The sequence below is a fragment of the Cryobacterium arcticum genome, assembly GCF_003185895.1.
Taxonomy (GTDB): Bacteria; Actinomycetota; Actinomycetes; order Actinomycetales; family Microbacteriaceae; genus Cryobacterium; species Cryobacterium arcticum.
This window is the reverse complement of sequence record NZ_QHLY01000009.1, coordinates 130021-149892: the sequence shown is the minus strand read 5'-3', so window position 1 is coordinate 149892 and position 19872 is coordinate 130021. Positions and strand designations below refer to the sequence as shown.

Here is a 19872-nt window from a genome sequence, read left to right as displayed (position 1 = left end):
CTTGGTTGACAGGCCGACCGACCGTCAACTAAAGTTGACGACATGTTGGATGACACCGGACGCACACTCCTTGGCAACGCCGGCTCGGGTGACCCGATCGACGCGCTGCGAGCCATCAAGGCCGCACGCCACGACCTCGACCGCGCGGAGGCCGTGGCCGTACGGCGGGCACGGAACAACAACGCCTCCTGGCAGCTGATCGCCCTGGCCCTCGAGGTCTCCCGCCAGGCCGTGCACAAGAAGTACGGCCGCAAGTGAGGCACGGAGCCGCCGCCGCGCCCGGCCCTCGCACGGACCGGCGCAAGCCTGAGAGTTAAGCTCGACTGGTGAGTACGACAGCCCCCGGTTCCAGCACCCCATCGACCGCCCCCGCCTCGAAGCCCCGCTCGCGGATGGGCCGCCGCGGCGCGCCGACCGAGGGGCCGCGCGCATCCTTCAGCCAGCTGCTGCCCTACCTCTACGAGCACAAGGCCGTGCTCAGCGTGGTCGTGGTGCTCAGCGTGCTCGGCGCCGCCGCCAGCCTGGCCCAGCCGCTGCTAGTGAGCCAGGTGATCACCCTGGTCGAGAAGGGCGACCCGCTCGACGGCATCGTCGGCGGCCTCGTGGCCCTAGTCGTGGTGTCCGCGTTGATCAGCGGCTACCAGCACTACCTGCTGCAGCGCACCGGCGAGGGCGTGGTTCTCTCCAGCCGTCGTCGCTTGATCGCCCGGATGCTCAACCTGCCGATCAGCCAGTTCGACGCCCGCCGCACCGGCGATCTGGTCTCCCGGGTGAGCTCGGACACCACCCTGTTGCGCGCCGTGCTCACCCAGGGCGCTGTGGAGGCCATCGGCGGCTCGCTCACCTTCATTGGCGCCATCATCGCGATGCTCATCATCGACCCGGTGTTGCTCGGCCTCACCGTGCTCGTGATCGGCGTCTCGGTGGTCACCGTGGTGCTGCTCTCCCAGCGCATCCGCACCGCCAGCCTGGCCGCACAGACCAAGGTCGGTGACCTCGCCGCCAGCGTGGAACGCGCCATCAGCGCCGTGCGCACCGTGCGGGCCGCGAACGCCACCCAGCGCGAGATCGCCGTGGTGGAAAAGGACGCCCAGGGCGCCTGGCAGATGGGCATCAAGGTCGCCAAGATCTCCGCCCTGGTCGTGCCGATCGCCGGCATCGCCCTGCAGGTGTCACTGCTCGTGGTGCTGGGTGTCGGCGGCTTCCGGGTGGCCGACGGCAGCATCACGATCGCCAACCTGGTGTCGTTCATCCTGTTCCTGTTCATGATGATCATGCCGCTGGGCCAGTTCTTCGGCGCGATCACCTCGGTCAACTCCGCGCTTGGCGCGCTCGGCCGCATCCAGGAGATCATCGACCTGCCCAGCGAGGACCAGTTCGACCGCGACATCGCCCCGCTGGCGATCGTGGTCGGTGCCGCCAACGCCAAGGTCAACCCGCAGGCGCCGGCGATCTCGTTCGAAGACGTGCGCTTCTCCTACGCGGCCACTGCCATTGCCACGACGGATGCCGTGACCGGCGAACCCCTGGCCGCCGTCATTCCCGGCGCCCTCGCGCCCGCCACCGCCGCCGCGGCCGTGCTCGCGGCCGAAGACGGATCGACGCCGGCCGCGCCCACGGACACCACCATCGAGGCCGGCCCGGCGGAACGCAAGCCGGTGCTGCGCGGGGTGTCGTTCAACGCTCCGCGGGGCCTCCGCACCGCCCTGGTCGGGCCGTCCGGCGCCGGCAAGAGCACCATCCTCGCCCTGATCGAGCGGTTCTACGACGCCGATTCCGGCGTGGTGCGGCTCGGCGGCCTCGACATCCGCAGCCTGGACCGCACCGACCTGCGCGGCCAGATCGGCTACGTGGAACAGGACGCCCCGGTGCTGGCCGGTTCGCTGCGCGACAACCTCACGCTCGCCAGCCCTGACGCCACCGACGAGGAGTGCGTGGCGGTGCTGCACGCCGTGAACCTCGGCGAGGTGCTCGACCGCGACCCGGCCGGCCTCGGCGCGGCGGTCGGCGAAGACGGCGTCAAGCTTTCCGGCGGGGAGCGCCAGCGCCTCGCGATCGCCCGCGCCCTGCTCGCGGCCCCGCCCATCCTGCTGCTCGACGAGTCCACCTCGAGCCTGGACGGCATGAACGAGCAGCTGATGCGCGAGGCGATCGACGCCGTGGCGGTGGATCGCACCCTGATCGTGATCGCCCACCGCCTGTCGACCGTGGTCGACTCCGACCAGATCGTGGTGCTCGACCACGGCGAGGTCGTCGGCACCGGCACCCACTCCGAGCTGGTCGTCTCCACGCCGCTCTACCGCGACCTGGCCAAGCACCAGCTGCTGGTCTAACGGCCGGCTGCCCCCACGCATCTCGCGAAAGCGGTCGTGTTGCTGCCTGGGCACTCGCGAAGCAACCACTTTGCCGCTTTCGCGAGATGTTCATCTCGCGACAGCGGTCTTGTGGCTGCTTGGTGCCCGCGTGGCAACCACTGAGCCGCTCTCGCGAATACCCCACCCACGTGGCGGCCGCTCGTGTGCGTGCCCCAGCCCGCTAAAGCGGGCGCGTGGATGCTTGGGCGCCCCGGAAGCAACCACTTTGCCGCTTTCGCGAGATACTCCACCCCGAGTCAGGTGCTCAGCCCGCGAGTCAGGGGCGGATGAAGCGCAGCGTGACGATTTCGAAGGGGCGCAGCGTGAGGATCAGCTCGCGGGAGGGCCCGGGCGGAGGCTCCTCGGACGACTCCTCTGGCAGCGGCGCCCCGGCGGCGAGCTCGACGCGGGGCACGGCCAGAGGGCGTTCGAGCAGATCGGCTTCGACCACATCCGTCGCCTCGAAGTGCCGGATGAGCCGCGCGGTCGACCGGTTGCCGTGCGCCTCGTAGAGCCGCACGATCAGGTCGCCGCTGGCGTCTTCGGCCAGCTTGATCGCCTCCACAACCACGGCCGGGTTGTCGATGCGCACGAGCGGCTCGATGCTCGGCGCGGCGACCCCGGTGACGGTGCGTAGCGGCAGGTTCAGCCGGTAACCCTCGGCCACGGCCTCGGCGATGCCCGCACCGGGCCGCACGGCGACGTGCAGCTGATGCCGGCCCTGGTCGGCGCCGGGATCGGGGTAGAGCGGAGCGCGGAGCAGGCTCAGCCGCACCGTGGTACCGGCTCGCTCGCCCATCGCCCCCGTGCGCTCGGCAGCCTCGCCGGCGACCGGGGGCGTGCGGTCGATGGCGTGGCCGTAGGTGGAGTCGTTCGCCACCGCCACCCCGTAGCCGGGCTCCCCAACGTGCACCCAGCGGTGCGCCACGGTTTCGAACCGGGCCGCATCCCAGCTGGTGTTCGCGTGCGTCGGCCGGAAGACGTGCCCGAACTGGATCTCGGAGGCGGCCCGCTCGGCGTGCACGTCGAACGGGAACACCAGCCGCAGCAGCTTCTGCCGCTCGTGCCAATCGATCACCAGGCGCACATCGAGGGTGGGCGATCCGGCCCGGAGGGTGAGATGCTGCTCCACCCGCGAGCGGCCGAAGCTGCGCACGATCCGCACCGCCACGAGTTCGTCGCTCTCCACGCTCACCTGCACGGTCTCGGCGGTGGTGAGGTTCGTCACCGTGCGCCGATGTGACGCGTCGATGTCCCAGGCATCCCAGCGGGTGGGAGCGTCTCGGTGCAGTTGAAGCAGGTTGCCCCGAAGTCCGGCCGGGATGAGCTCGCGGCCCGCCAGCACGTCGAGCAGCGAGGGGATGAGCCCGTCCGCGTCGATGGTGACAGCGAGACGGTCGTTGCGCAGCACGAAGCCGGCCGGGGTGCGTTCGATCAAGGCAGCGGCGTAGCCGGGCTGGGCGAGGGCACCGTCGGCGTCCGCACCCAGCGCGGGCACGCCATCCACCGCATACGGGCCGGCATTGAGGCGCAGCCTGCGCTCGCCCGCGCCCGCGATGGCGCGTACTGCGTCGTCGATGACGCCGGCGAGGGCGTGCGCCGTGTCGGCGTGCCGACGCTCGGCCTCCTGGTGCACCCAGGCGATCGAGGTGCCCGGCAGGATGTCGTGGAACTGCAGCAGCAGCACAGTCTGCCAGGCCCGCTCCAGCACGGCGTGCGGATAGGCCGCCCCGGTGCGCACCGCGGCGGTGGCCGCCCACAGCTCGGCTTCCCGCAGCAGGTGTTCGTTGCGACGGTTGCCGCGTTTGGTTCGAGCCTGCGAGGTGTACGTGCCCCGGTGGAACTCGAGGTACAGCTCCCCCGACCACACCGGCGGCGACGGATGCTCCGCCTCGGCCGCCTGGAAGAACCGCTGCGGCGTCGAGAGTTCCACGGTGGGCGAACCCTCGAGGTCGCGGGTACGGTGGGCGGCCGCGAGCATCTCCCGGGTGGGTCCTCCCCCGCCGTCGCCCCAACCGAACGGCACGAGCGACACCGTGGCGTGCGCCTTCTCGGCAAACAGGCGCTCGGCGCGGGCGAGTTCGGCGGCGGTCAGTTCGGCGTTGTAGTCGGCGACGGGCGGGAAGTGGGTGAAGATGCGGCTGCCGTCGATGCCCTCCCAGAGGAAGGTGTGGTGCGGGAACACATTGGTGTCGCTCCAGGAGAGCTTCTGGGTGAGGAACCAGCGCATGCCGGCCAGCCGGGCGATCTGCGGGAACGCCGCCGAGTAGCCGAACGAGTCGGGCAGCCACACCTCGGCCGGTTCGACACCGAACTCCGCTCTGAAGAACCGCTGGCCGGCCACGAACTGCCGCACCAGGGCCTCGCCGCCGGGCAGGTTCGTGTCCGATTCCACCCACATCCCGCCCACGGGCACGATGCTGCCCGCCGCCACCGCCGCACGCACCCGCTCGAACAACTGAGGGTCGTACTCCTTGACCCACGCGAACTGCTGCGCCGACGACATGGCGAAGTGAAAGTCGGGGTTCTCCTCCAGCAGGGCGAGCACGTTCCCGAGGGTGCGGGCGACCTTGCGCGGGGTCTCCCGCAGCGGCCAGAGCCAGGCACTGTCGATGTGGGCGTGCCCGACGGCGTATACGTGGTGGGCGCTGGCTGTGGCCGGGCGGTCGAGCAGTGGCGCCAGCTCCGCCCGGGCCTCGGCCGCGGTGCCGGCCACGTCGTCGGGGTCGAGCCGGTCCAGGCAGCGCTCCAGCCCGGCACGCAGCTGCGCGCGGCGGGTGGATGCAGCGGGGAGCACGCGCTGCAGGCCGTCGAGGGCCCGGATGTCCTGCACAAGGTTCCACACCGTGAGGTCCCGCAGCGCCACATCCACCCGGCCCAGGGTGTACAACGGGCCGGGGCCGAGGGTGGCCGGGTCGCCGAGCGCGGTCGGGGCGAAGCCGAAGTCGTGCACGAGGTCGGGGTTCGACGCGGCCTCCACGTAGAGGTCGATCGGACCGCCGGGGCTGGTGGCCACCGCGGCCGGTGAGGTGCCGTCGTCGGCCGGGGTCCCGGCGGGCACGGGCACCCAGCGGTTGCGGGACTGCAGCCCCTTGATCACCATGCCGTCCGCGGCATACACCAGACCCTCCGCCTGGAACCCGGGGATCGCGGCGGTGAAGCCCAGATCGATGACCACCTCCGGCTGGGTGCCGGAGATGCCGGTCCACTCCGCGGGCACGTCGCCGGTGATGTGCAACCAGGTGGTGCCCCAGGGCGCACCCCAGCCGGCGCCGGGGCCGCTCGGGGAGAATGTCTGGCGCACGGCCTCGTCGAAGCCGACGGGCGGGTCGGCGACCGCCGCATCCGCCGACCATGCGGCCACTTCGAGCGGATGCCGTGCCCGGTACACGGCGGGCAACAGCCGCTCCCGCAGCACCCGCTCGAGTCGTTCATCGTGCAGTCGTTCGTTGTGATGCATGATCGCCTCCGCTCGCGGGCACCCTAGCCCGATCCGCGGGATGGACGGACGTGCGCAGCGATTCGCGTGTCAGGCGCCGCTGCGCGAGCGGCGCGCCACCCGCGAAACGGCGCGGTGCCCGCGAATCGGCATTCGGCCGCCTGGGCTAGCCGGGGCGGGCTAGTGGGCGAGGTGGTAGCGCACGCTGGCCAGTTCGGCGTGCAGGGCAGGCGGCACCCGGCTGCCGAACCGGGCGAAGAACTCCTCGGTGAGGTCACACTCGGCCAGCCACGAGGCCGGGTCGATGCGGAACAGCTGCTCGAGCGCATCCGGGCTCACATCGAGCCCATCGAGGTTGAGGGCGCCCTCCACCGGTAGCAGGCCGATCGGGGTGTCGACCGCATCGGCCGCGCCCTCCACCCGGCGGATGATCCACTCGAGCACCCGGGAGTTCTCGCCGAACCCGGGCCAGAGGAAGCTGCCGTCGTCGCCCTTGCGGAACCAATTGACCTGGAACACCGCCGGCGCCTGGGTGCCGAGACCCCGGCCCACGCGCAGCCAATGCGCCCAGTAGTCGGCCATGTTGTAGCCACAGAACGGCAGCATCGCGAACGGGTCGCGGCGCAACTCCCCCACGGTGCCTTCGGCGGCGGCGGTCTTCTCCGAGGAGATGGTGGCGCCCATGAATACGCCGTGCTTCCAGCTGCGGGCCTCCGCGACCAGGGGCACGTTCGTGGCGCGGCGGCCACCGAACAGGATCGCGTCGATGGGCACACCCCCGATGTCTTCCCAGCTGTCGGCGATCGACGGGCACTGCGCCGCCGGCACGGTGAACCGGGAGTTCGGATGCGCGGCCGGACGATTGCTGTCCGGCGTCCAGGAATTGCCCTCCCAGTCGGTGAGGTGCGCGGGCGGGGTATCAGTCAGGCCCTCCCACCAGACGTCGCCGTCGTCGCGGAGGGCGACGTTGGTGAAGATGGTGTTACCCCACACCGTCTGCACCGCGGTGGGATTGGTGGACTCGCCGGTGCCGGGCGCCACTCCGAAGAACCCGGCCTCCGGGTTGATCGCCCAGAGCCGGCCGTCGTCGCCGGGGCGCAGCCAGGCGATGTCGTCGCCGATGGTCTCCACGCTCCAGCCGGGCACGGTGGGCTTGAGCATCGACAGGTTGGTCTTGCCGCAGGCCGAGGGGAACGCGGCGGCCACATGGTAGCTGCCGCCCTCGGGCGACGTCACCTTGATCAGCAGCATGTGTTCGGCCAGCCAGCCCTCGTCGCGGGCCATCACCGAGGCAATCCGCAGCGCGAACGACTTCTTGGACAGCAGCGCATTGCCGCCGTAGCCGGATCCGAACGACCAGACCTCCCGGTCCTCGGGGAACTGCACGATGTACTTGGTGTCGTTGCTGGGCCAGGTGACGTCGGCCCGGCGCACGCCCTCGGCGTCGACGAGCGGGAAACCCACGCTGTGCACCGTACGCACCCACGGGGTGCCGGCCTCGATCAGGCGCAGCACATTCGTGCCCATCCGGGTCATGATGCCCAGGTTCAGCACGACGTAGGGCGAGTCGGTGATCTCCACGCCGAGTTGCGAGATGGGGCCGCCGAGCGGACCCATCGAGAACGGCACCACGTACATCGTGCGGCCGCGCATGCTGCCGGCGAACGCTGCGTTGAGTTCGGCGCGCATCTCGGTCGGTTCGGCCCAATTGTTGGTGGGGCCGGCGTCATCGCGGTGCGTGGAGCAGATGAAGGTGCGGTCCTCGACCCGGGCAACGTCCGACGGGCTGGTGCGGGCGAGAAAACTGTTCGGCCGCCATTCCGGGTTGAGCCGGATCAGCTTGCCCTCGGCGACGAGCTGCTTCGACAGCACATCGGCCTCCTGGGCGGTACCGGTGCACCAAACCACGACATCCGGCCGGGTGAGCCGGGCGATCTCGTCGACCCAGGCCTGCAGGGCCGGGTCGGTGGTGCCGGTCGGAGCGCCGTAGACCACGGTCGGTGTCGTGGGGGCGGCGTGGGCGCGGATATCGCTGCGGACGGGGTGGGTGACGGTCATGGTCTGGCCTTCCTCTGCTACGGCTGGGCATGCTCCGGATGGGGCAAAAACGAGGGGCGGGAGCGGTAATTTCGTCCTGCTCATTAAGAATGCGACCGAATTCCCCGCCAAAACGAAGAAAGGGCTGTTAAGAAATGAGTTTCTTTACGTATGCTTAAGGAATGCCAACGCCGGCCTCCGACCTGGTCACCCTCGGTCATCGCATCCGTCACTTTCGCAGCGAGCGCACGCTCACCCTCGATCAACTCGGCGAGCTGGTGGGCCTGGCGGCCAGCCAGCTCTCGCTGATCGAGAACGGCCGGCGGGAACCCAAGCTGTCTACCCTGCAGCAGCTGGCGCAGGCGCTGGGCGTGCCACTGGCCGACCTGCTCAGCGATGAGGCGCCCAACACCCGCGCGGCGCTGGAGATCGAGCTGGCCCGCGCTCAGAAGAACCCGCTCTACGGCGCCCTCGGCCTGCCCCAGGTGAAGGTCACCAAGGGCATGCCGCTGCCGGCGATCGAGTCGCTCGTCGGCCTGCACCGCGAGCTGGCCCGCCGCGCCAGTGAGGCCATCGCCACGCCGGAGGAAGCGCGCCGGGCCAATACCGAGCTGCGCGAGCGGATGCGCGAGCGCGGCAACTACATGCCCGATATCGAGAAGCTCGCCGAGGAGCGCGTGCGCGCCTCCGGGCACGTCTCCGGCGCGCTCACCCACCGCGAGGTGAGCGTGATGGCCGAGCAACTCGGCTTCACCCTGATCTACGTCAATGACCTGCCGCACTCGACCCGGTCGGTGACCGACCTGGCCAACCACCGCATCTACCTGCCGCCGGCGTCGATCCCCGGCGGGCACGGTCTGCGCTCGATGGCTCTGCAGGCGATGGGCCACCGGCTGCTCGGCCACGAGCGGCCCACCAGCTACGCGGAATTTCTCTGGCAGCGACTGGAGATCAACTACTTCGCGGCCTGCTGCCTGATGCCACTGGACGCCACCCTGTCGTTCCTGCAGGCGGCCAAGCGGGAGCGGGTACTGTCGGTCGAAGACCTGCGCGACGCATTCGGGGTCACGCACGAGGCGGCGGCCCTGCGGCTGACCAACCTGGCGACCGCGCACCTGGACATGACCGTGCATTTCCTCCGGGTCTCCGGTGACGGCGCCCTGCAGAAGGGCTACGAGAACGACGGCCTACCGTTACCGGCCGACGTGACCGGGTCGATCGAGGGCCAGCTGGTGTGTAAGCAGTGGAGCGCGCGCAGCGCCTTCACCCACACCAACCGCACCACCGAGTTCTACCAGTACACCGACACCCCGGCCGGCACCTTCTGGTGCGCCACCCAGACCGGCACCACGTCGGATGGCGAATTCTCGATCAGCGTGGGCGCCCCGTTCGCGCAAGCCAAGTGGTTCCGGGGCCGGGAGACCACGCAGCGGGCGGTGTCCCGCTGCCCCGACGAGTCCTGCTGCCGGCGACCCTCCGGCGCTGTCGCCGGCCGCTGGAGCGGCCTGGCCTGGCCGAGCGCCCGGCTGCACGCGCACGTGCTCTCCCCGTTGCCCAGCGGCACCTTCCCCGGCGTCGACGACACCGAGGTCTACGAGTTCCTCGAGGCGCACGCCGACCAGTAGGCCGGCGCGGGGGCGCCCCGCCCGGGTCCACCCCGGCCCGGCGGCTGACCGCGCGGTACCGGGGCCTGGTAGTCCGCTACGCAGCGCCGTTGCGGTACCCCGCAACGCTGGCGGCGTAGACAGCGGCACTGGGTTTGGGCGTGCGCTCGAAGGTCTCCCGGTCCACGGAGAGTAGTCCGAGCTTGGGGCCGTAGCCGAAGATCCACTCGAAGTTGTCCATCAGCGTCCAGTGCGTGTAGCCGAGCACCGGCGTGCCCGCGGCGATCTCCTCGGCCAGCAGGTCGAGGGCGGCGGGAATGAACGCGGCTCGGTTCGTGTCGTCGTCGGTCTGCATGCCGTGTTCGGTGACGAACACCGGCACGCCGGAGACGTCGTGCGCGTAGCGAACCGCGCCGGCGAGCGACCCGGGCGCAATCACCGACCCCATGTCGTTTCGCGGCCCCTCCGGTAGGAACTCTCCGTCGGGTCCGTGCAGGGTGCGCTCGTAGTTCTGCACCCCGATGAAGTCGTCGTCCCGAGCCACCCGGAGCCAGTGGTCATAGACCGCGGCCCGCCGGGCGTCCCGGCTCTCCTCGCCACCGGCGACGGCCACTTCGTCGCTGATCGCAATCGACACCCCCACCGGCACATCGGCGCGGCGCGTCTTGATCGCCGCCTTCGCCGCGCGGTGCGCGACCGTGAAGGCCTCCTGGAACTCCTGCTGGGAGGCAGCGGGCAGCACGTTCGACGCGAAATAGCGTTCGGTACCGGCCGCACGGGCCGCGGCGGCCAGCATCTCGATCTTGAGCTGTTCGGCGTGCGGAGGCAGCTTGCCACCGGCCTGCAGGAGCTGTTCGAGGTTTGGTTCGTTGAGCGTCACGACGGCCGCGATGCGATCGCCGAATCGTTGCATCACCCGATCGCTCTGTTCGGCGAAGAGCGTGGCCGCGTCATCCGCGAGCCAGGAACCCGCTGCGGAGAACCAGCTCGGCGCGGCGAAGTGATTCAGCGTGACGATGGGCGCGAGCCCGCGCTGGAGGCATCCGTCGACCACCCGTTCATAGTGGTCAAGAGCGTCGACCGACACCTGACCGCGCACGGGCTCGATGCGCGCCCACTCCACCGAGAAGCGGAGGGCGTTCAAACCCAGGCCAGCGACGATGTCGAGGTCGTCCGGCCACCGCTCGTAGCCCTGGCAGCCGGGCCCGCTGCGTTCCTGAAAGAGCGAGGGCACTGTGTTCTCGAGAAACCAGATGTCGCTGTGGATGTTGTCGCCCTCGTTCTGGTGCCCGGCCTGAGCCACGCCCCAGAGGAAGTTTGCGGGAAACTGAGTTGTCATGTTGGAGACTTTCTTTCTGACTTACGTCGAACTAGGTCCGCTGGATATGCCGGGTGTGGGCCGTCGTTCGGACGGCCCACACCCCCTACCGTGCGCCGCGCACGAAGAGGATCGAGAGGCCGCCGACGATCGCGGCGACAGCACCGGTGACGAAAAGGGCAGCAAAGTTCTGCCCACCTGACGTGCCCACGCCGATGGCCAGCAGGAATGGGGCCGCGGCGGAGACGAAAGAGACGGGCAGGTTGTCGGCGATCTTGAAGATCGCGAGGTCCTTCGCCGGGTTGTCAGGGTCGGGCACCACGCTCGTGGCCAGCGCCAGCTCCACGGCGAAGTAGACGCCCTGGCCGAGCGCCACCACACCGGCCGCGGCCAGGTACCAGCCGAAGCTCGGTGCCATCGAGGCCAGCACGAGGCCGACGCCAAGGATGACCGCGGCCGCAACAATGAAGGGTTTGCGCACGTTGAGGCGATCGCTGAGCCGGCCGATGGCGGGGGCAACGGCGAGGGAGATTCCGGTGTTCACCACGACGGTGAGCAGGATCGCGCCGCCCAACCCGGCCGGCGCCAGGCCGACGCTCTGCAGCAGGTAAATCGCCTGGAAGCCATTGAGCGCAGCGACGCCGGAGAACACGAGCATCCGGCTGGTGAATACCCAAGCAAAGTTGGGGAATTTGAGCGGGTTGACCCAGAAGACGCTGAGCAATTCGCCGAGACTGCGGCGGGCACGACGCTGCTCGAACTGGGGATCACGCAGCACGACAGCGAGCAGGAGAACCGCGATCACGGCGATGGCGGTGGGGATCCCGATCAGCGGCACCAGGTCCGCGCCGAACGGCAGGGCGATCACCGTGCCCAGCAGGGCTCCCATCGGCGTGCCGAGACTCACGAACGCCGAGGCCGGCCCGCGCTTGTTGGCGGGGATCTGATCGGCGAGAAGCGCCGTCGCCGTCACGACAGTGGCGATGAACCCGAGGTTGATCACGGCGTGAGCGAGAACGAAGAGCGGCACCGAGGTCGCTGTCACGAGCAGGAATCCGCCGAGGATGAAGAAGACGGCGGCGGCAACCAGGAACGGGCGTCGGCGACCGAACCGCGACCGCGAGCGGTCACTCATCGAGCCCAAGACCGGCAGCGCCACGAGCGTGATCAGCCCGACGATGCCGCTCGAGATCGCGAGTATCGTCGCGGCTCCGTCGGCGTTGAGCTCGGTGGCCTTCAGGGTGAGGGTCAGCAGCACGGCCGACATCTGTGCCGCGCCGGCACCGATCGTTGCGAAAACCAAGAAGAAAACAAATCCGCGACTTTGATGCATCTGCGCTCGCAGTAACGCTGTCGGGGTCAACTCGTTCAGGGTCGAGGCCGAGACGGCCACACTCGAGGTGCTGGATACCCGCGGAATCGCGGATGGGGATGGGAGGGTCATAGGGGCTTCCTTGCCTAATGGTCCGCTCTGATGCGGCTGCTCTACGTTGAACTGCTGTCTTCGATTTTGCGACGACGAGGAGACGCTAACACAAAAATATTATGGGTGTCATATTTTCACCTGAAGCTGATAACCTGACGACCATGGCCGGTCCCCGAGGTGAGTACAGCAAAAGCGTCGAACGGCGCGCTGAGATCCTCGAGGCAGCTTTCACCACCTTCGCCAAGAGCGGCTATACGGCCAGTTCCGTCAACGAGATCGCCCGCTCAGTGGGCATGACACAGACCGGTGTCGTGCATCACTTCGCCGGCAAGCTGGCCCTGCTGCAGGCCGTCCTCGAGCAGCGCGACACCCGAGCCGAGCTCCTGCTCGACGGGCGCCGCGGCCGGGATTTTCTCGCGAGTCTCGTCGAGATCTCCCGCACCCAGGAATCGCTGCGCGGCGTGGTGCAGCTCTACACAATCCTGTCCGCCGAAGCGACCGACCCCGACCATCCGGCGCACGACTACTTCGTCGCCCGGTTCGAGCGCATCGCAGCAGCCGTCACCCTGGCCTTCGAAGAGGTGGGCGCAGCCGACGGACTGCGAGACGGCGTCGACCCACGCAGGGCAGCGCTACTCACCCTCGCCACGACCGAGGGGCTCGAGCTCCTCTGGCTCAACAGTCTCGAGGTCGACATGGCTGAGGACATCCGCCGTCTGATCAACAGCCTGCTCATCGAGCCGATCTAGCCTGCACCGCGAAACCAGATGAATGCGCCCTCCAGGTAGCGCAACTCCTGCAATTCTCGGATCCGGCAGACCGACGATCGCGTGATTGCGGTCATCCGCGTTGACAGGGCTGAGAATTGCAGGAGTTATGCACTCGCGGCACCGAGTTGTCCCGGCTCTAGACGTTGGCGAGCACCGGCTTCTCGGCAGATGGAGCGTCGGCGAGGGCGTGGCCCTCGGTGTCGATATCGGGGATGATGCGGTCCAGCCAGGCGGGCATCCACCAGGCGGCCTCACCGAGCAGGCTCAGCATCGCGGGCATGAGCACGAGGCGCACGATGAACGCATCCGCCAGCACGCCCACCATGAGCCCGAACGCGATGGACGCGCCGACCGCGAAGGTGCCGGTGGCGAAGCCGCCGAAGACCACGGTCATGATGGTGGCCGCGGCCACGAGCACCGGGCCGGACCGGGCGAAGCCTTCCCGGATCGCCTGCTTGGGCGCCATTCCCTTGTCGTGCATCTCCTTCATGCGGGAGACCAGGAAGACCTGGTAGTCCATGGCAAGCCCGAACAACACACCCACCAGGAGCAGCGGCAGCAGGCTGAGCATCGGGTCGCCCTGCGGCGCCGCGATGAGGGGATCGAGCCAGCCCCACTGGAAGACAGCGGTGCTCGCGCCGAACGATGCGCCGACCGAGAGGAGGTAGCCGAGGGTGGCGATGAGCGGGATGAGCAACGACCGGAACATCACGATGAGCAGCAGCACCGAGATCACGACGATGACGATGATGTACTTGATCAGGGCGCTCATCAACGCTGCGTCCTGGTCGATGCCGATGGCGGTTTCGCCGGTGACTTCGAGGTGCACCCCGGCCACCGAATCCGCGTCATCCCTGATGCTGTGCACCAGGTCCTTGGTCTGCTCGTCGATCGGGCTGCCCTCGGGGATCAGGATGATCCTGGCCATGGTTCCGTCGGCGGAGATCTCGGCCGGCACCACCATCTGTGCTCCGTCGAGTGCGGCCAGATCGGCCTCGACGCCCGCGGTCTGCGTGGCGATGTTATCGCCCTCGGCCAGCACGATGAGGGGGCTTTGGCTGCCACCGAACTCATCGACGATCAGGTTGTAGGCGGTGCGCTCAGTGGAACTGGGGTCTGAACCGCCCGGCACGCTGAATGCCGTCTTCATGCTCAACATCGGCAGGGCGACAACCGCAAGGATCAACACACCGGCAACCACACTGATCAGCGGGCGATTCACGACGAAGCTGCCCCAGCCGCGCAGGAGTCCGTGCTTCTGCACGGCTCCTTCCTGCCAGATGACACCCGCTTCAAGGTCCCGGCGCTGTTTCCTCGACAGGGCCCTCGTGCCCATGGTGCGCATGATCGCGGGCAGTAGCGTGAGGGCGAGGAGCACGCAGATCGCGACCGCAGCCGCCGCCGCGAACCCCATCTGGGTGATGACGCTGATGTTCGCAACCAGTAGCGCCACCAAAGCAACGATGACGGTGAGCCCGGCGAAAACGACGGCGGTGCCGGCCGTTCCGCTGGCCCGGGCGACAGCATCCTCCACGCTCTTGCCGCCGCGGAGTTCGATCCGGAAGCGGGACAGGATGAAGAGGGTGTAGTCGATGCCCACGGCCAGGCCCAACATCGCCGCCAGAATGATGGAGTTGTCGTCGATGGGGAAGAACGCCCCGTAGGCGAGCACCCCGACCAGGCCGACTCCCACGCCGAACACCGCGATGAGCAGGTTGACCCCGGCCGCCAGCATCGAACCGAAGGTGAGGATCAGCACGAGGAAGGCGATGACGACGCCGGCACCCTCGCCGATGCCGGGGGCCGGGGCGCCGAGCGGAACAAGGTTGCCGCCCAACTGCACACCGAGGTCGGCCGACGCATCGGACTGCAGGTCCAGGGCAGCGTCGTAGTAGGCGACCTGGTCGTCCTCGGCCACTTCTCCATAGGTCAGAGTCGCCACCGCGATGCTTCGATCCGCCGACACATAAGGCCGCGCGGGATCGAAGGGGTCGGTCACCGATTCGACGCCGGGAAGCGCGGCGGCGTCACTCAGGACGGCCGCGATCTCCGCCGCGACGACGGGATCAGACACGTCGCTGCCGCTGGGCTGGAACACCAGCTGGAGGGTGCTGCCCGTTGTCTCGGCGGCGGGGAACTCGTCGTTCATCCGCTCGAGCGCCTGCGATGCGGGCGAGTCGGGGATGGAGACAGCAGCGGCATCCTTCGACCCGGTGTTGGTGCCGATCACCAGCGCGCCGATCAGGGTGGCGAAGATCAAGAGCCAGGCCCCGATCACGACCAATCGATGCCGGGCGCTGAACCGGCCGACTCGTGCAAGAAACGTGGACATGTATGACTCCTCAGATGGTGCGGGAAACGTGATATTCCGAGTGTGACGTCGGCGACAGATGGCCGAATCGTTCAGCGAGATCAGCTGTTCTACATCTTTTGCAGTAGACCGCGGCGTCGGCGAGAAGGTGGGCGTCGGCTACGCACTTGCCACATGGCAAGTACAGGCTAAGCTGCCAGTGCGCCGGCATCGGTGCGGAGATCGGGGGACACAATGATCGACCAGCCCAGCGGCGACAGCCCGCAGTCGGGTACGGATGCGGCAGCCCGGCTACTGCAGGTCGGCGACGCCCTCAACGACCGGGTGCATGCAGCAATCGATGCACGCACTCGCGCCATCGCCGAGTCCTGCATGGCCGCGGCCGTGCTGGCCTACGTCTTCGCGGTCGTGCTCTCCGGTGGGGGCAACGCCGGCCTGGGAGCCGGTGCGAACGGCTATGAGCCGAACGGGTTGGGCTTCGCCTTTCTGATCCTGGTGCCGTTCCTGGCGGCAACGTCACTCGAGCAGGGTCTCCGGCAGTCCTTGCACACGGCGGGCCACGGGCGCTCCCGCACCCGCAGGGTGCTCGTTGCCAGCGCGAGCATGCTTCCCCTGTGTGTCGCCCTCATACTGGTGGTGTTCTGGCAGACGCCGTGGCCGCTGGCGCTCCTGATCACGGTGGTCACCACGGTGCCGCTCCTGCTCCTGGCGACACAGTCGGCGCGGCGGGCCCGCAACTGGGGCGTCCGCCGCCCCAAACCGGTGTGGCTCGCACCTCTCGGTGGGGCCAGCCAGATTTCCACAGCCGTGCTCGGCCTGTGGCTCGGCGCCATCGCTGCGCTCAGCGGTACCACGCTGATCCTGGCCGGCGGGCTCACCGTGATCGCTTTCTTCTGCACCGTCATGGTCACCCAGCAGAGCAGGTGGGGTCTCCCCCGTCTGGCCGGCGAATGGGGTCGCGAACAGTGGTCCGCCTTCGGCTGCTCCTACCTGCTCATGCTCGGCCTGGCCGTCGTGCTCTCGCGCACCAATTGGGATCTCACCGTGGTGGGTATCGTCGGCGGCGTCTGTGTGGCGGCACCGCTGGTGATCGCGGCGTTTCGGCCCGCGCCGATCTGGGAACCCTGATGGGCGCCCACCACCCCCGGCACGACCTCGACGACGCCCTGCTCACCCCGCTGCGCTTCTCGGTGATGGCCGCACTGCGAGCGGATGTCGAGATCGATTTCGGCACCCTGCGCGACCTGCTCGAGACCGACGATTCAGCCCTGAGCAAAGCGATCAGCACACTCAGTGCGGCGGGCTACGTTGCCGTTCGCAAGGGCTTCGTGGGCAACCGGCCGCGCACTTGGCTCACCGCCACGGGCGCCGGGATCGCGGCCATGCGCATCCACGTTGCCGCGCTGCAGGCTATCGCCGCGGGGCTGCCGCCGGCGTCCTGACCTGGACCTGTCGCGGCACGTGTCGGCCCCCGCGTGCGGTACCCAGTGCCGACCGGTAAATTGTTCGTCATGATTCACATCGAGCGCGACGACCCCATCCGGGAGGATGTGCGGCTCCTCCTGGACGAGCACCTGGCCGACATGTTCGCCACTTCACCGGCGGAGAGCGTGCACGCGCTGGACCATTCGGCGTTGGCCGCCCCGGAGATCACCTTCTGGACGGCCCGCGAGGACGGAGTGCTGCTGGGGTGCGGCGCGTTGAAGCTGTTGGCCGATGGGCAGGGTGAGATCAAGTCGATGCGCACCACACCGGCCGCGCGCGGCCGGGGCATCGCCACCCTCCTCCTCACCCATATCGTGGACGAGGCCCGCGGGCGCCGGCTGGAGCAGCTCTTCCTGGAGACGGGAGCCGAGGACTTCTTCGCACCGGCGCGGCGGCTCTACACCCGGCATGGCTTCACCGACTGCCCACCGTTCGCCGACTACAGGCTCGATCCGCACAGTGTCTTCATGCGGCTCACCCTCGTGGGCGATGAGGTCGCAGAATTCGCCTGACCGGCTCCCTACGTCGCCATCGTCCCCCTTCCGAAAGGCACTCATGTCTGCACCCGCACTCACCCTGAACGACGGCCGCACCATCCCCCAACTGGGCATGGGCACGTGGCCGATGACCGACGCCGAGGTGGCCCCCGTGATCGTCACGGCGGTGGAGCTCGGCTACCGTCACATCGACACCGCGGTCAAGTACGGCAATGAGGCCGGAGTGGGCGAGGGCATCCGGAACAGCGGGCTCGCCCGCGAGGAGCTCTTCGTCACGACCAAGCTGGACGGCGTGTACCAGGGCGACGACAAGGCGATCGCCGGGCTGGATGCGTCGCTCGGCCGACTCGGCCTGGACTACGTCGACCTGCTCCTCATCCACTGGCCGGTGCCGAGCCGGGATCTCTTCGTGTCGACCTGGCGCACCTTCGAGAAGCTGCTCGCGCAGGGTAAGACCCGCTCGATCGGCGTCTCCAACTTCAAGCCGGCGCACCTGGAGCGGTTGCGCGCCGAGACCGATGTGGTGCCGGCCGTGAACCAGATCCAGATCAGCCCATACATCCCCCGCGCCGAGCAGCGCGCCTACGACACCGAACACGGCATCCTCACCACCTCGTGGAGCCCGCTCGGGCAGGGCAATGCCCTGCTCGGCGAGCCGGTGATCACCGGCCTGGCCGAGAAGCACGGCAAGACCCCGGGCCAGGTTGTGCTGCGCTGGCACGTCGAGCTGGGCCTGGTGGCGATCCCGAAGTCGGCCAGCGCCACCCGGCTGCGGGAGAACCTGGACATCTTCGACTTCAGCCTCGACGCCGACGACCTCGCGGCGATCGCGAGTCTCGACCAGGGCCCCGGTGTGGGCGTGGACTCCGACGTCGACGGGCACTGAGCGCCCGCGTAGGTTCGCGCGAGCCTCGAGCATGACTGTTGCTCAATCGGACTTCTGCGTCCGGCACACCGGCCGCAGAAGTCCGATGCGGGAACAGTTGCTCGGGTTGCGTTCCCGGTCGGGCTACTCCCTGCCGGTGTAGCGGAAGGCGGAGAAGGTCACCTTGCCGGTGACCGCATAGAGACAGAGCACCCGGCCGGTGAAAGAAGCGGCGGTCTCTTGCGAGAGGTACCGGCCGTCCACGCGGGCCAGTTCCACCCGGTCGTCGCCGGCGCCCACGCTGAGCACGACGATGTCGCTGGTCAGGCCGGAGATCATCGACGATGCATCCGGCGGCACGGTGTCCAGGCCCAGCGTCACCGCTCCGTCCACGATCTGGGCCGGGTCCAGCGGCACCGTCCATTCCTGGCGGATGCCCGCGACGCAGGCCCGTGCCGTCACGACGCCGTTGCCCACCTCGATTTCGTAGTGGTGCTCCTCGTCGTAGCGCACGCCCAGGCCGCCGAGTCCGGCGCCGCTGCCCGCGACACCGCCGACCCGAACGCTGGTGCTCGACCACGGGTTCCGCTGGCGCACACCGACGAGAATGGGCTGCTCGGCGTCGAGGGTTCCGCCCTCGCCCACCAGCACGAGTCGGCCGGGGGTAGTACGGCCGCCCGCCGCCTCCGCAGACGCCACGGCGAGGGTCGACACCTCGGCCGGGTAGCGGCGCACCGCGATCCACTCGGGCGCGAGTGCCGGGCCGGTGAAGTCATCTGCGAACACGGTCTCGCCGGCTCGGGGGTTCAGCAGTACCGGGTCGGCGGCGAGCCACCCGTCCTCCCAGCGGGCGCTGGTGATGAAGGTCTCCCGGCCGAGCGCGGAGAACGCCTGGGTCATGCCGGTGGGTCGCATGCCGAGCATGACGATCGCCCAGCCGCCGTCGGGTGTCTCCACGAGGTCGCCGTGGCCGGTGTTCTGGATCGGCCGGTCGGTGCTGCGGGCGGAGAGAATCGGGTTGGCCGGGCCACCCGCCGCCGCTCCCTCGGTGAAGGGGCCGTACGGTCGCGCGCCGCGGGCCACGCTGATGCCATGACCGCGTTCGGTGCCGCCCTCGGCGATCATCAGGTACCAATACCCGCCGTGTTGGTAGAGGTGGGGCGCCTCGGGAAACTTCAGCCCGGTTCCCGACCACACCGAGACCGGCTGCGACAGCGGCACACCGGTCGCCAGGTCAACGGTGAACTGCAGGATGCCCTTGTGCCCGGTGGGCAGCTCGCCACTGGTCACGTCCAGGCCGGAGTAGGTGATGTAGGCGAGGCCGTCCTCGTCCCAGGCAAGGTCGGTGTCGATGCCGTGGATACCCTCGATGAGGGTGCCGTCGCTCCACGGGCCGGCCGGATCGGTGGTGCTGAAGATCAGCATGCCGCGGCCCATCGCATCCGTCACCACCACGTAGAAGATGCCGTCGCGGTGCCGGATGGTGGGGGCCCAGGCGCCGCCCAACGTCGGCACGTGCGCCGACGCCAGCTGGCCGGGCCGCTCCACCACGTGGCCGATCTGGGTCCAGCTGACCAGGTCGGTGCTGTGGAAGATCGGGATGCCCGGGAGGTACTCGAAGGTGGAGTTGGCCAGATAGTAGTCGGTGCCCACCTTGACCACGCTGGGGTCCGGGTAGAAGCCGGCGATAAGAGGGTTCGGCCAGGTGTTCTCCACGGGTGCGGGTGGGGTGGTGTCGGTCTGGGTGGTGTCGGTCATGGCAGCTC

Annotated in this window: 14 protein-coding genes; 8 read left to right on the top strand and 6 right to left on the bottom strand. The window is 69.0% G+C overall.

The genetic code is table 11. The features are described 5' to 3' along the window. Nucleotides 1-42 precede the first annotated feature (42 nt). Both CTB96_RS08745 and CTB96_RS08740 read left to right on the top strand, forming a co-directional pair. Entirely contained in the window at nt 43-258 is a 216-nt protein-coding gene (locus tag CTB96_RS08745; RefSeq protein WP_110126543.1) for a hypothetical protein, read from the top strand. A gap of 134 nt (nt 259-392) precedes the next feature. Further along, the gene (locus CTB96_RS08740) at nt 393-2333 is read left to right on the top strand and encodes an ABC transporter ATP-binding protein (protein ID WP_110126542.1); all 1941 of its coding nucleotides are present in this window, start codon (nt 393-395) and stop codon (nt 2331-2333) included. A gap of 298 nt (nt 2334-2631) precedes the next feature. Here the strand turns inward: CTB96_RS08740 and CTB96_RS08735 are convergent, their stop codons facing one another. Together CTB96_RS08735 and CTB96_RS08730 are read right to left on the bottom strand one after the other, a co-directional pair. Continuing rightward, nucleotides 2632-5814, bottom strand: a complete 3183-nt coding sequence (locus CTB96_RS08735) for an alpha-mannosidase (protein WP_110126541.1) — start codon at nt 5812-5814, stop codon at nt 2632-2634. Between the two features lie 159 nt (nt 5815-5973). Further along, entirely contained in the window at nt 5974-7851 is a 1878-nt protein-coding gene (locus tag CTB96_RS08730; protein ID WP_110126540.1) for a phosphoenolpyruvate carboxykinase (GTP), read from the bottom strand. A gap of 161 nt (nt 7852-8012) precedes the next feature. Between CTB96_RS08730 and CTB96_RS08725 the strand changes: the two genes are divergently transcribed. After that, nucleotides 8013-9455: a helix-turn-helix domain-containing protein gene (locus CTB96_RS08725; protein ID WP_110126539.1), complete on the top strand. Its 1443-nt coding sequence runs from the start codon at nt 8013-8015 to the stop codon at nt 9453-9455. Nucleotides 9456-9531: 76 nt separating this feature from the next. Here the strand turns inward: CTB96_RS08725 and CTB96_RS08720 are convergent, their stop codons facing one another. Beyond that, complete coding sequence (locus tag CTB96_RS08720) at nt 9532-10773, bottom strand: family 1 glycosylhydrolase (RefSeq protein ID WP_110126538.1); 1242 nt, start codon at nt 10771-10773, stop codon at nt 9532-9534. 85 nt (nt 10774-10858) lie between these two features. Next, a complete protein-coding gene (locus CTB96_RS08715; RefSeq protein WP_181397204.1) occupies nt 10859-12055 on the bottom strand; it encodes an MFS transporter in 1197 nt (398 codons plus the stop codon). Between the two features lie 284 nt (nt 12056-12339). Here CTB96_RS08715 and CTB96_RS08710 point away from each other — a divergent pair, with 284 nt between their 5' ends. Beyond that, on the top strand, nt 12340-12927 hold the full coding sequence (locus CTB96_RS08710; protein ID WP_181397203.1) for a TetR/AcrR family transcriptional regulator: 588 nt from the start codon (nt 12340-12342) through the stop codon (nt 12925-12927). A 157-nt stretch (nt 12928-13084) separates the two neighbouring features. On the opposite strand, the gene CTB96_RS08705 is transcribed toward CTB96_RS08710, so the two are convergent. Then, nucleotides 13085-15280 carry an MMPL family transporter gene (locus tag CTB96_RS08705; RefSeq protein ID WP_110126535.1) on the bottom strand — a complete coding sequence of 732 codons (2196 nt, stop codon included), beginning with the start codon at nt 15278-15280 and terminating at the stop codon, nt 13085-13087. A 213-nt stretch (nt 15281-15493) separates the two neighbouring features. Between CTB96_RS08705 and CTB96_RS08700 the strand changes: the two genes are divergently transcribed. The 4 genes from CTB96_RS08700 to CTB96_RS08685 all read left to right on the top strand — a co-directional run bounded on the left by CTB96_RS08700 (nt 15494) and on the right by CTB96_RS08685 (nt 18127). Continuing rightward, nucleotides 15494-16387: a hypothetical protein gene (locus CTB96_RS08700; protein ID WP_110126534.1), complete on the top strand. Its 894-nt coding sequence runs from the start codon at nt 15494-15496 to the stop codon at nt 16385-16387. Further along, a complete protein-coding gene (locus tag CTB96_RS08695) occupies nt 16387-16701 on the top strand; it encodes a transcriptional regulator (RefSeq protein WP_110126533.1) in 315 nt (104 codons plus the stop codon). The genes CTB96_RS08700 and CTB96_RS08695 overlap by 1 nt, the downstream gene beginning before the upstream one ends. A 69-nt stretch (nt 16702-16770) precedes the next feature. Then, nucleotides 16771-17256: a GNAT family N-acetyltransferase gene (locus CTB96_RS08690; protein ID WP_110126532.1), complete on the top strand. Its 486-nt coding sequence runs from the start codon at nt 16771-16773 to the stop codon at nt 17254-17256. A gap of 43 nt (nt 17257-17299) precedes the next feature. Continuing rightward, nucleotides 17300-18127 (top strand): aldo/keto reductase, encoded by an 828-nt coding sequence (locus CTB96_RS08685; protein WP_248283290.1) that lies wholly within the window; start codon nt 17300-17302, stop codon nt 18125-18127. A gap of 123 nt (nt 18128-18250) precedes the next feature. On the opposite strand, the gene CTB96_RS08680 is transcribed toward CTB96_RS08685, so the two are convergent. Next, a complete protein-coding gene (locus CTB96_RS08680; RefSeq protein ID WP_110126530.1) occupies nt 18251-19864 on the bottom strand; it encodes a glycoside hydrolase family 43 protein in 1614 nt (537 codons plus the stop codon). Nucleotides 19865-19872 lie beyond the last annotated feature (8 nt).